Raw genomic sequence first — 11,990 nt, forward strand, 5'->3', positions numbered from 1 at the left:
CGCGCCCTGGATGGCAGTCGTGGACGCAAAGGTAGGGCTGAGGGTGTCTTCCGGTTCGAAGCCGTCTGCCGGCGGGTGAAAGGCACCTCCCGAGTCGGACTAACCGCATTCGAACTGGCCCGCGACCACACCAACCCCCACCGCCCCGGTCGCGAACCCCAAGCGTGGAGTGACGGTGCGGATACTGGGAGGTGACCGGGCCAGGGAAGCCTGTCGGGTGAAGGTCATTCACCGACAGGAGGACGCACGTGAAGACCAAACACAGAAAGCCGGGCCGGAGGGGCGGCCCGAACCTGCGCACCGTCGCCGTCGGCGCCGCGGCGGTCGGGGTGCTGGTGCTGCTGACGGTTCCCGCGTCGGCCGCGCACGCGGCCGGCGACCAGACCTGCGGCGACGGCCTGGGGGTCTGCCTCAAGCTCGCCCGCGAGGGGACGTCGGTCGACTTCGCCCAGGCCTACCACGACGGCCGCACCGGCCCCTGGGAGGGGAAGATCGATCTGATCAGGATGGGCCACCCCACGATCCAGGGGGCGGTGGGGAAGCCGCCGCCGCCCGCCACGCAGAACGAGCACCTGAACTATCCGGCGGGTGCGACGATCTGCGCCCGCGGATACGAGATGCCGGACCTCCACGCCAAGGGCGAGGCCTGCATCACCCTGTGAGCGCTTGTGCCGCACCGGCCTGACGCCCTCCCCGGCGGCAGGTCAAGGCACCCCGGCTCCGGGAGCCGGGGTGCCCTCCAGTGGGATCGTGATCTCGTCCACCGTCGTCAGCGCCAACCCGATGGTGTCGGCGGCGGTGGAACCTCGGTGCCAGGCCCGCGTGTAGGCGTCCCGGGCCAGTGCGCCCCGGATCGTTCGTTCGGCCTCGGCATGGGCGGCCTGGAACGGGAGGAGACCGGTCAGCGCCACTCCGGCCGCCTCCCGCAGCCGGTGCGCGGCGCCCAGCAGGACGGCCGCGTGGACGTGGTGCCCAGTGGCGGCGGCCGTCCAGGCCAGGGCCTCCACGTCCCACACCGGTCCCCAGGTGTCGCCGATGGCGTGCTGCCGGACCAGCGCGCTGCGCAGCGGGGCGAGGGCATGCGCGGGCTCGCCATGCCGCAGCTCCGCGAGGCCGCTGATCCACAGGGCCCAGGACGCGGCCCACGGGGCGCGGACGGTCTCGGCTTCGGCGAGGTACACGTCACGGGCGTGGAAGGCGGTGTCCCGGTCGCCCAGATAGGCGGCCGCCATGGCCCAGAACATGGTGGCCATGTGCGCGTCGCCCACCCCGCCCGCGGCGAGCAGCTCCGCGCGGGCGCCGGCGAGCATCGCCACGGAGGCGGGATCGGCTTGGCAGAGCAGGGCGTGGAGGCCCTCGATGTAGTCTGCGAGCGCCGTGGGACGCGCCGCGGCGGCCGCGCGGCACGCCGCCATCGCGTCCGGTACCGCGCTCAGGTCGCCCTGCACGATCACCAGGAAGGCCCGCATCGCCGGTACGACCACGTCCAGCTCGCCCGGCGCGTGGTCGGTCCTGACCGGGGCCAGCCGGTTCAGCCAGTGCCGCGCCTCGCCGAGCGTGCCGCTGAAGAACCAGAACCGCGCCCGCAGCATGTTGATCACGATGTCCAGCCCGGCGGCGGCCAGGTCCGGGCAGGTGGCGCAGCGCTCCAACGCCACCCGCAGGTTGGGGAGTTCGCGGTGCAGGCGGCGGAGCCAGTCGGCCTCGTCCGCGCCGCACCACTGTTCGGCGGCGCGGACGGTCAGGCCGTGGTAGTAGCGGCTGTGGCGGTCGCCGTACTCGTCGATGCCGTCCGATTCGCGCAGCCGCTGGCGGCCGTAACCGCGGATGGTCTCCAGCAGCCGGTAGCGCGCCCTGTCCCCGGCGCCGTCGGCCATGACGATCGACTTGTGCACGAGGCCGGCCAGCAGATCGACCACCTCTTCGCCGCGGACGCCGCCGCCCGTGCACACCGCCTCGGCCGCCTCCAGATCGAACCCGCCGGAGAACACCGACAGCCGCGACCACAGCAGCCGCTCGCCCTCGGTGCACAGCCCGTGGCTCCAGTCGATCACGTCCCGCAGGGTCTGCCGGTAGCGGCCGGCGACCCGGGTGGGGGACGCCGACACCAGCTGAAACCGGTCGTCCAGGCGGTCCAGGATCTCCTCCACCGCCATCGAGCTCAGCCGCACCGCGGCCAGTTCGATGGCGAGGGGGATGCCGTCCAGCCGCCGGCACAGCCGCGCGATCGAGGCCCGGTCGCGGCCAGTGGTGCCGAAGCCGGGCACGGCCGCGGCGGCGCGGTCCAGCAGCAGCCGCACCGCCTCCGAGCCGCCGACCCTGTCGCCGGTGTCCTCTGTGTCGCCCGGGAGCGTGAGTGGTCTGACCAGCAGGACGTGCTCGCCGGGCACGGCGAGCCGTTCGCGGCTGGTGGCGAGGATCCGCAGCCCGGGCGCCGACCGCAGCAGCCGCTGCGCCAGTGCGGCGACCTCCTCGACCAGGTGCTCGCAGTTGTCCAGGACGAGCAGGAGGCGCTTGTCGCGCAGGTGGTTGGCGACCGCGTCGGCGGGTGAGCGGGGCGAATGGTCCTGAAGGCCGAGCGACTCGGCGACCGTCCGGTGGACCTGCTCGTCCCCGCAGCGCTGCGCGAGCAGCGCCAGATCGGCGAGCCAGGCGCCGTCGGCGAACACCCGCGCGGCCTCCGCCGCCACCCGCAGCGCCAGCCGCGTCTTGCCGACCCCGCCGACTCCCGTCAGCGTGACGAGCCGGGACGCCTCCAGCGCCCGCCGCGTCTGCGCGAGCTGGTCCTCGCGTCCGATGAAGGAGGTCGTCTCGGCGGGCAGGTTCCCCGGGCCCAGTGCCCGCCGCCTGGGCGCGGGCTCCGTTTCCGCGGTTTCGGCGAGCAGGCGCCGGTGCAGGACCTGGAGGTCGGTTCCCGGATCGACGCCCAACTCGTCGGCGAGCAGGGCGGCGACCGTGCGGTAGCACTCCAGGGCTTCGCCGCGCCGTCCGCACTGGTGGAGCGCCCGCATCCGCTGCGACCAGAACCGTTCGCGCAGCGGGTGCGCGCCGATGAGCGCGCGCAGTTCCGGCAGGACGTCGGCGGAGCGGCCGAGGGCCAGATCGGCCTCGATCCTCAGCTCGAGCGCGTCCAGGTGCTGCTCGACCAGCATCGCGACGACGTCCGGGAGCAGCCCGGCGGGCAGGTCCGACAGCGGTTCCCCGCGCCACAGGCCGAGCGCCTCCCGCAGCAGGCCCGCCGCGCGCTCCGGCGATCCCTCGTCCTCCAGCACGGCGCGTCCCCGGTGCACCAGCGCGGCGAACCGGTGCAGGTCCATCGCGTCCGGCTCGACCACGACCGAGTAGCCGGACGGGTGGGACACCACGACCTCGGCGCCGCCCGCGCCCAGCGCGCGACGCAGCCGCAGGACGTAGTTCTGCAGAGCGTTGCGGGCCTGGCCAGGGGGTTCCTCGCCCCACACCCGATCCGTCAGCGTGTCGAGGGTGACCACGCGACCGGCGTCGATGAGCAGCGCGGCCAGCAGGACGCGGAGCTTGGCCGCCCCGATCCGCACCGGCGCCCCGTCCCGCCGCACCTCCAGCGGCCCGAGCAGCCTGAACTCGTAACGACCACACACGTCCCGATGGTAACACTACGTAATCTAGTCAATGCTGTTCGTGATATGTGCTGAGTAGAAGCCCTTTGGTGACGAGCCAGATTCCCAGTGATGCTTCCCAGACGTTTTCCGGTGCCGTGAACAGGAAATTCGCGGCGGACTGTACACCCGGTAGGCCACCAGCAGCCCGTTACCGAATCCCGCACAGAATGCGGGGCCGAGCAGGAATGTCTGGTCCTTCAACGTCACCAATGATCGGCCGATCAGCCACGGTCAGCCCACCGGCCCAGGTCAGTATCCGCCCTATCATGGCCGATATCGTCCCCTCGCCCGCCCGGGCACGACAGGTCTTTGGTCACACAGGCCCAACCGAAAACCGTGCCGCTTCCCAGAGAGGACCCATTGGGCGGACGAGTAATAAGTGGGAGGTCAGCGATGGCGATGTTCAGGTCCGCGCGCCGGTTGTCGTTGGCGGTCGCCGCGGTCGGCGCCGTGACGCTCGGGCTGCTCGCGCCGGTCGCGGCGGCCGGCGTCCGGTACGAGCCCGGCGCGCCCGGGCTCGGCGACCCCTATTTCCCCTACCTCGGCAACGGCGGGTACGACGTCGAGGACTACTACGTGAAGATCGCCTACGAACCCGACACCGGAGCGCTCACCGCCACGACCACCGTCAACGCGACCGCGACCCAGGACCTGTCCCGGTTCGACCTGGACCTGTACAAGATGAACGTCCGCTCGGTGCAGGTGGACGGGGAGGCCGCCTCGTTCGCCCGCACCGGCGAGCGCGAGCTGGAGATCACGCCGCGCGGAGGCCTGCGGAAGCAGAGCACGTTCACCGTGGTCGTCCGGTACGACGGCGTCCCCGAGACGTTGCGCGGCCCGATCAAGTCCGACCAGCCGTACGGATTCGTGCGCACCGCGGACGGTGCGACGATCGTCTCCCAGCCGGACGGCGCCTCCACCTGGTTCCCCTCCAACGACCACCCGCGCGACAAGGCGTATTTCACGGTCGAGACCACCGTTCCGCAGGGCCTCCAGGTGATCGGCAACGGACGGCTGGTCAAGCAGCCGCGCGGTGAGCGCACCGACACCTTCGTCTGGACCGAGGACAGTCCGATGGCGACGTACCTGGTCACCAGCTCGATCGGACGGTTCGACACCACCACGAGCACCACCCGCGAGGGCATCTCGCAGCTCGACGCCATCGACTCGGGGATCGCGTCGGACCCCGCCGCGGCGCGCACCCGGGCCTGGACCAAAGCGGCGACCGACGAGATGAGCGGCCTGTTCGGTCCCTATCCGTTCGACACGACAGGCTCGATCATCGAGCACAACAACGTCCCGCCGCTCAACCTCGAGGACGCGCTGGGGACCCAGACCCGGCCCACCTACCAGTCGCCGCCCGACGAGGCGGACGTGGCGCGCGAGATCGGCTACCAGTGGTTCGGCGCCGGCGTCTCGCCCGGCCGCTGGAGCGACACCTGGCTGAGTGAGGGCTTCGCAGTCTGGGTGGAGAAGTTCTGGGCCGAGAGGCACGGCGGCCAGTCCGCGCAGGAGGCGTTCAAGCAGATCTACGACGATCCGCCACCCATGCCGCCGGGCCGCCCCGGTTTCTGGGACATCGCCGTCGCCGACCCGTCTCGCGACCAGATGCTCCACCCCGCGGTCGCCCTCCGCGGCGGCATGGCCCTGCAGGCGCTCCGCCACATGATCGGTGAGTCGCGGTGCACGGAACTGACCCGTGCCTGGCTGTCGAGGAACCAGTACAGCACCGCCACGACCGAGGACTTCGAGGCGCTGGCCGAGCAGATCACCGGACGAGACCTCGGCGACTTCTTCAAGGTCTGGCTCCACACCGCCGCCAAACCTCCCGCACGCTGGTGACGCACCGTCCTCGGATCTCGCTGCTGGGATTCGCGGTGGTGACAGCCAGCCCGGGCAGGTGGGCAGCTTCCGGAGGGCCTACTAGAGTCCTTCGACCGCCGATCGATCATCACCCCGATCGACGTCATCCACAGTCTCGTTCCGCTCGGCCGCGGGTCCGACAAACCCACCTCAGGGACGTCGTCGGACGGCCGCACGACGATCGCGTGCCGGACTGGCGGTACGGCGGCCGGTGTGTCCGTCGATGGCGGTCATGTGTGCGTCGGTGGTGGGCGGTTCGCGTTTCGGGTCAGAGGCGGCCAGGTCGGTTGCGGTCGCTTTCTGCTGCTCGCCGCAGTGAGTTCGTTGCTGAGAGCAGTTATATGAGTGCGACTAGTGATATTGCGTGGTGGTGAGATGGACATGGCCGTGACACAGAACCGGCATTACCTGTCGCACTTGCCCCCGTCAGGCTCCTCCGGCCCAGCTCACCCCTGACGAGCGCCGGGCGACTCGCCAACGTTGTGTGTCACATCAGCCCGGGAGGTCCCGCCGTGTCCCTCGTCGCCTCCCTGGCCGACCCGGCCGATCGGCGCCTGCACCACCCTGCGGCCGCCGTCGACCGCTACCTGGGCCAGCGTCCGACCGCCACCACCCGTGCCAGCTACGACGACCCCCTCGCCCGCCCGATCGCCAACGTCGGCGGCCGCCAGCCCGGTCTGACGCCCGACCGCTTCGCCGCGGTGATGGACCGGTGGAACACTGCGGCCGCCGCGACCACAATCGCTCAGAACCGTCTAAAGCCCGCCGTAGGTGTCGCCGTTACGCAGGTGGGCCAGGACCAGCAGCGCTTGCTGGGATGGGGCTCACATCCGCCACCGGCAGCGGCGTTCGGCCCGCTGGGCGCGGATGAGGCCGGCCAAGCGGATCAGGGTGTGGTCGGACAGCGGAATCGCAGCACGGTATGACAGCAACGAGGCTCTCCGGGAGAGGCATCGGATCTTGGTCGACCGCTGTCTTACCGGGAGCCTCCTGTCATCCGGCACCGCTCCACGCAGCCCCACCGTGACCAGTGTCATCAGGATGAAAAGGGCTCCCTCCTACAGGGCACCGACCCGCTCCCTCGATCGAGTACTCGCTCGTCTGCGGGAATAGCCCTCTGAGGGCTTCACGGCTTGCACTTGACGTATACGTCAACTCCTAACGTTGTCGCCATGACCATTGCTGTGCCTACCGCCCATCGTGAGGTGCGTCTCGCTGCCCGTCCGGAAGGGACGTTCAGGACCGATCACCTCCGGGTCGTCAGGGCTCCCGTTCCCGAGTACGGCCCCGGCCAAGTGCTTGTCCGCAATCGGATGATGAGCGTCACCGCCGTGATGCGCACACTTATGGATGGCGACATCGGTTTGCCCATGCCGGCGTACGAGCCAGGTCAGACTTTGTGGGGACCGGCCATCGGCGAAGTGATCGCTTCGGCGGACGCTGACTTGAGTCCTGGCGATCTCGTCGTGCACAACCATGGCTGGCGGGAGTACGCCGCCGCCGGCGCGGCTGAGGTGCGGCGTGCTGACGTCGACTCGTTGCCTGACCTGGGTGCGCACCTGTCTCAGGGGTTGACTGCATGGCTCGGCGTTGTGCGGGCTGCCGAGGTGCGGAGCGGGGATACGGTGTTCGTCACCGGTGCTGCGGGTGGTGTCGGTTCCCTTGCAGGACAGTTCGCTCGGCTGCGTGGGGCCACGCGGGTGATCGGCAGCACCGGTTCCCGGCGCAAGGGTGAGTACTTGGTCGGGCAACTGGGGTACGACGCCGTCGTCATCCGGGGTGAGGGCGCTATCGAGGATCAATTGCGCACGGCGGCTCCGGATGGCATCGACGTGGTCTTCGACAACGTCGGCGGCGAACAACTACTTGCCGCTCTAGCGGGTGCCAAACGCGGCGCTCGCGTCGCGCTCGTCGGCGCGATGTCCAGCCAGACATCGGGTGGCTTCAGTGCTCCGGTCGAGATCGACACGGGTGCCCTCATCTTGCGGGGGATCACACTGCGCGGCATCGCGGGCAGCGACCACCTCGACGCCATTCCCCAAGCGATGCGGGAGTTCGGTCGTGGGCTCCGCGACAAGAAGCTTGCCTTCCCCCACACGCGTCTGTCAGGCATCGATCAGGCACCTCGTGCGTTGTGCGAGTTGCTTGAAGGGCGCCATATCGGTGCGGTGCTTGTGGAGCTGTAAGTCCAGGGAGGACCAGGAATGCGGATCGGCGAAGCCTCGGCAGCGGCAGGGCTTACCCCGAGAGCGCTCCGCTTCTACGAAGAGCGAGGGCTGCTCGCGGCGCGGCGCACGACATCGGGCCATCGTGAGTACGACGAGGAGGACGTCCACCGGCTACGGACCGTAAGGGAATTGCTGGCGGCAGGCCTGACGATCAGTGATGTCCAGGCCGTGGTCGAAGGACTGGACATGCCGCTCAAGCAACCGGGCGATTGCCCGATCGTCGACATCACCAACCGACGGCTGGCCGAGCTCGACAAGCGCATCGAGCGGCTGACCGAACTGCGCCGTCGTCTTGCCAACGCGCTCACTCACCGGTTCGAAAAACAGTTCCTTGGACCTGACCAGGCGGTCGCAATGCGACGCCGACTGAGTCCGTGTGAACGCCAGACAGGCGATGAGTTCACGGTGACGTGAGCGGCTCGGCTTCGTAGGCAGAGGCGACCCCCGCGACTGGTGAGCTCGTAGTTTTGGAGTACCGCGATGGCCTTGCACAGGCGACCGGCCTTGCTGGGGCTGCAGCTGAGCTTGCAGAGGATGGCCCAGCTCTGAGTTTGGGCGTTGGCTCGCTCTCCCGGACCTCGTAGACGGGCGTGTGCCCGGTTGGCCTGCTTCTGCGATTTCGGCATGCCCTTGCCCCGATAGGGCGTGGTCACCACACCACCGGCTCCCTGGTAGCCCTTGTCCGCCAGGACGACGATGTCGGCCTGTTCCAGCGCACGCAGGATGCCCCAGATCCGCGCGGCGCTCAGGTCATGGGTCTTGCCCGGCAAGGCACCCGAGGTTCACAGAATCGTCCCATCAGGTGAGGCGATCACCTGCACGTTCATCCCGTGCACCCGATGCTTGCCGGAGAAGTACGGCCGGTCGGCCTTGATCCGGTCGGTACGCATCAGCGTGCCGTCCAAGACCAGGTAGCGCAGCCCGTCGTCGCGGGCCTTGTTCATGGCCTGCCTGAGTTTGGGTGAACGCGCCGACAGCAACGTTACTGTTTCCTCCACATGCCCTCTCAGTAGCGGCTCGGCTTTGCTCGAAGATGGGCCGAGTGCCTTTGGCGCGGTCGACCAGCTGGCGGGGCGACGTCGGGGACGTGCCGCCAGCACGTCGAATGGTGCATACTCAGCGCCTCGGCGGCTGTGACAATCGGCCGTCGCCCCTGTCGGCGGGCTCGCTCGACCACGTCCTGCCGACGCATGCACCACCGAGATCACCATGTCCACTGACATGCCGATCTACTTCTGCGATTCTCGGCTCCAGCGAGAGCACCAGCGGACATCAGGAGCCGGCGGAGCCGGCCCGGCGCTTGGGGATGCTCGGGCGTGGCCTGGCACGGATGGCGGGAGGTGCTGCGGCTGGACGAGGAACTGTCCGGCGGCGTCCGCGCCCAGTTGGAGGGACAAGGCCCGCACGTTATCGGTGCCCGGTTGGTGAGAACGTGACCGGAAGCTCGTGGAGTCCCCGGACGATGAAACTCGGCTGCCTGGGCAGTTCCTCCAGGGGGACTGCCAGTGCCAGGCCGGGGAGGCGGTTGATCAGCGTGCCGATGGCGATCCGTCCTTCGAGGCGGGCCAATTGCGCGCCCACGCAGTAGTGAATGCCGCGGCCGAATGCCAGGTGCGGGTTGTCGGCACGGCCGACGTCGAACTCGTCGGGATCGGTGAAAGCCTCAGGGTCGCGATGCGCGGCGGCCAGGGAGATCACCACCGGTTCTCCGGCCGGAATCCGGATCCCGCCGTACACGACGGGCTCCTTGGGGAAACGCCATGCGGCCAGCTCCATGGGGCCGTCCCACCGCAGCGCCTCCTCGACGGCCGGCCCCAGCAGGTCCGGGCGGGACCGCAGCAGCCGCAGCCGATCCGGGTGGCGCAGCAGCGCGACCAGCGCGTTGCCGACCAGGGCGACACTGCCCTCGTGCCCGGCGATCAGGAGCAAGAAGATCATCGAACGGAGTTCCGCGGCGCTGAGCTCGCCGTCGGTGATGAGCGTGTTGACCAGGTCGTCGCCCGGGGCGCGGCGCTTGGCCTCGACCAGTTCGTCGATGTAGGCGCCCGGCGACGGGCCGGGCCCTGCGTCCGGCACGGCGTTCGAGGTCCACTGCCGGAAGAGGTGGTGGTCGCGCGCGGGAACGCCCATGATCGTGCCGATCACCGCGGCCGCCAGCGGGTAGGCGTACTCGCCGATGATCTCGGCGGTGCCACGGTCCTGGAAACGGTCGGCCAGCGCGCCGGCCGTCTTCTGGACGCGGTCCTCGATCGCCTCGACGGCGCGGGCGGAGAATGCCTCGTGGACGAGTCTGCGCAGCCGGGTGTGGTCGGGCGGATCCAGGGTGAGCAGATGGGTGCCCAGCTCCGACTCGTCCTCCAGCCTGCGACCTCGATCGGCCGCGCGCCATTCGGGCACCGCGCTGCGCGGGTCCCGGCTCAGCCGAGGATCGGCGAGCGCCGCCCTGGCGTCCTCGTAGCGCGATATCCACCAGCAGTACAAGCCGTCGCGAAGACGTACGCGGTGGACGGGAGCCTCCTCTCGTAGCCGCCGGTAGGCCGGATAAGGGTCAATGTCAAAACCCGGCCCCAGCAGTTCCCTTTTCTGGTCCCTCACCGCATCTCCCCAGCGTCGGTCCGAAGCGCTCCGGTCGCCTTCCATAGTGCCGCTGGACGAGGTGCCGACCGGCTCGCCGAAGGCGATCTGAAGGTGATGCCGAGGATTTCCATCGCGTGGGCGCAGCTCGCCGGAGATGAGGGACAGCCAGTCCTGACGCTGCCGCGCCAGCGCGTCCCGGACGGGAGATTCGGTCTGCGCCGGGCGTACCACCTACCTGGTGCCGGTTAGCGCTGCTGTGTTGATGGAACGGTAGTAGGCGGTCTCGTAGCTACGAGCTGCCTCGGGTGCGGCCGGTGGGCCACTTCGGCGGGTGTTAGTCCGGTTGGGGCGGCTCGGCCAGCACGTGGGCGCGGGAGCGGTCGATCAGGTCGGTGAGGGAGTCGGTGTCGATGTCGGTCAGGCGACCCGCGCGTTTGCGTGTCCGGCCCGCGACCAGGACGGTGTCGATGTCCTGGACGCCGCTCTGCAACAGCAGGTGGGCTGCCGGTTCGCAGAGCGAGGCGCCGAACCGCGGGGCGCGCAGCAGCACTATGTCGGCCTGCTTGCCGGGGGTGAGGGAGCCGATCCGGTCGTCCAGGCCGAGCGCCCGCGCGGCCTCGATGGTGCCGTGCCGCAGGACGTCCCGTGGCGTCAGCGTCGGGATGCCGGGACGCCGCCGTCCGGTGCGGCCCTCGGCGCGTTCGGCGGTGCCGTCGACGAAGCCTTGCAGCTGGTAGACCAGGCGCATCTGCGCGATCAGGTCGGCGTTGTTGAAGCTGGGAATGTCGCAGCCCCAGGCGACGCGCACGCCGCGGCGCAGGGCTCGTCCGAGGACGGTGAACGGGGAGCCGAGGCCCAGCTCCACGCCGGGGGTGACGGAGATCGCCGCGCCCGCGTCGGCGAGCATCGCCAGCTCGTCGTCGGTGACCACGTTGCAGTGCACCAGGACCAGGTCGGAGCCGAGCAGGCCGGCCTTGTGCATGGCGGTGACCTGGCCTGGGAAGTTGGAGTGGATCGTCATGCCGAGCCCGAGCTCGCGGGCGTGCGTCACCTCGCGGACGCTCGTCGGGATGTCGATGGTCTCCAGGTCGCTGAGGGCGAGCATCATCCCGATCCGGCCCTCGCCCCGGTCGGCGATCTCGCGGCTCAGGCGGGTGGCGTCGGCGAGCCGCTGGTCGTGGGTGGTGAAGTGGCCGGGCGGCTTCGCGCGCAGGCTGTAGCCGTGCATTCCGCGCAGTCCGGACGCGGCCAGGCCCGCGACGGCGGAGTCGGCGTGCTTGGGCGAGACGATGCAGTGGCAGAAGTCCAGCGCGGTGGTGACCCCGTTCGACAGCAGTTCCAGGCCGCCGACGCGGCCGCCCGCGTACATGTCCTCGGGACGGAATCGGGCCCGGTAGGGGAGCACCTCCTCGAAGTACTCGCCCTTCCACATCTCGGAGGCCATGCCTCGCAGCACGGTCTGCCACAGGTGGATGTGGGTGTCGATCAGGCCGGGCAGCACGATCATGCCGGACGCGTCGATGACGTCGTCGGCGTCCCGTCCCTCCTGCGGGGTCACTGACGCGATCACGTCGTCCTCGACCAGCAGGTCGCCGGACGGCAGGTCGCCGATCGACTCGTCCATGGTGACGAGGTGGCCGCCTCGGATGAGGGTCCGTCGCTGGTTCGCCATGCTGATGCAGAC

The 11,990-nt window shown here is 69.8% G+C and carries 7 protein-coding genes and 2 pseudogenes; 4 read left to right on the forward strand and 5 right to left on the reverse strand.

What is annotated here, in order from left to right; translation table 11 throughout:
* The first annotated feature begins 248 nt into the window (after positions 1–248).
* The gene (locus tag ACH34T_RS23205) at positions 249–662 is read left to right on the forward strand and encodes a hypothetical protein (RefSeq protein WP_395994311.1); all 414 of its coding nucleotides are present in this window, start codon (positions 249–251) and stop codon (positions 660–662) included.
* A gap of 42 nt (positions 663–704) precedes the next feature.
* Here ACH34T_RS23205 and ACH34T_RS23210 read toward each other — a convergent pair whose 3' ends face one another.
* Positions 705–3,617, reverse strand: coding sequence for a BTAD domain-containing putative transcriptional regulator (locus ACH34T_RS23210; RefSeq protein ID WP_396022994.1), 2,913 nt, complete (start codon positions 3,615–3,617; stop codon positions 705–707).
* 414 nt (positions 3,618–4,031) lie between these two features.
* Here ACH34T_RS23210 and ACH34T_RS23215 point away from each other — a divergent pair, with 414 nt between their 5' ends.
* Positions 4,032–5,480: a M1 family metallopeptidase gene (locus tag ACH34T_RS23215; RefSeq protein ID WP_396022995.1), complete on the forward strand. Its 1,449-nt coding sequence runs from the start codon at positions 4,032–4,034 to the stop codon at positions 5,478–5,480.
* A gap of 779 nt (positions 5,481–6,259) precedes the next feature.
* On the opposite strand, the pseudogene ACH34T_RS23220 reads toward ACH34T_RS23215, so the two are convergent.
* Positions 6,260–6,433: pseudogene (locus tag ACH34T_RS23220) on the reverse strand (IS5/IS1182 family transposase); the annotation flags it as partial.
* A gap of 240 nt (positions 6,434–6,673) precedes the next feature.
* On the opposite strand from ACH34T_RS23220, the gene ACH34T_RS23225 reads away from it, so the two are divergent.
* Together ACH34T_RS23225 and ACH34T_RS23230 are read left to right on the forward strand one after the other, a co-directional pair.
* Positions 6,674–7,687 carry an MDR family NADP-dependent oxidoreductase gene (locus ACH34T_RS23225; protein WP_396022996.1) on the forward strand — a complete coding sequence of 338 codons (1,014 nt, stop codon included), beginning with the start codon at positions 6,674–6,676 and terminating at the stop codon, positions 7,685–7,687.
* A gap of 18 nt (positions 7,688–7,705) precedes the next feature.
* Positions 7,706–8,143 (forward strand): MerR family transcriptional regulator, encoded by a 438-nt coding sequence (locus tag ACH34T_RS23230; protein WP_396022997.1) that lies wholly within the window; start codon positions 7,706–7,708, stop codon positions 8,141–8,143.
* A gap of 35 nt (positions 8,144–8,178) precedes the next feature.
* Here ACH34T_RS23230 and ACH34T_RS23235 read toward each other — a convergent pair.
* The 3 genes and pseudogenes from ACH34T_RS23235 to ACH34T_RS23245 all read right to left on the reverse strand — a co-directional run.
* Positions 8,179–8,730, reverse strand: a pseudogene (locus ACH34T_RS23235) (transposase family protein); the annotation flags it as partial.
* 406 nt (positions 8,731–9,136) lie between these two features.
* On the reverse strand, positions 9,137–10,324 hold the full coding sequence (locus ACH34T_RS23240; RefSeq protein WP_396022998.1) for a cytochrome P450: 1,188 nt from the start codon (positions 10,322–10,324) through the stop codon (positions 9,137–9,139).
* Between the two features lie 316 nt (positions 10,325–10,640).
* Entirely contained in the window at positions 10,641–11,978 is a 1,338-nt protein-coding gene (locus ACH34T_RS23245) for an amidohydrolase family protein (RefSeq protein WP_396022999.1), read from the reverse strand.
* Positions 11,979–11,990: the final 12 nt, after the last annotated feature.

The organism is Actinomadura sp. 9N215 (assembly GCF_044326345.1).
GTDB lineage: Bacteria > Actinomycetota > Actinomycetes > Streptosporangiales > Streptosporangiaceae > Spirillospora.

Coding starts and splice junctions, on each gene's coding strand:
- ACH34T_RS23215 (WP_396022995.1), top strand. CDS start 4,032: ATGGCGATGTTCAGGTCCGCGCGCCGGTTGTCGTTGGCGGTCGCCGCG.
- ACH34T_RS23225 (WP_396022996.1), top strand. CDS start 6,674: ATGACCATTGCTGTGCCTACCGCCCATCGTGAGGTGCGTCTCGCTGCC.
- ACH34T_RS23230 (WP_396022997.1), top strand. CDS start 7,706: ATGCGGATCGGCGAAGCCTCGGCAGCGGCAGGGCTTACCCCGAGAGCG.
- ACH34T_RS23245 (WP_396022999.1), bottom strand. CDS start 11,978: ATGGCGAACCAGCGACGGACCCTCATCCGAGGCGGCCACCTCGTCACC.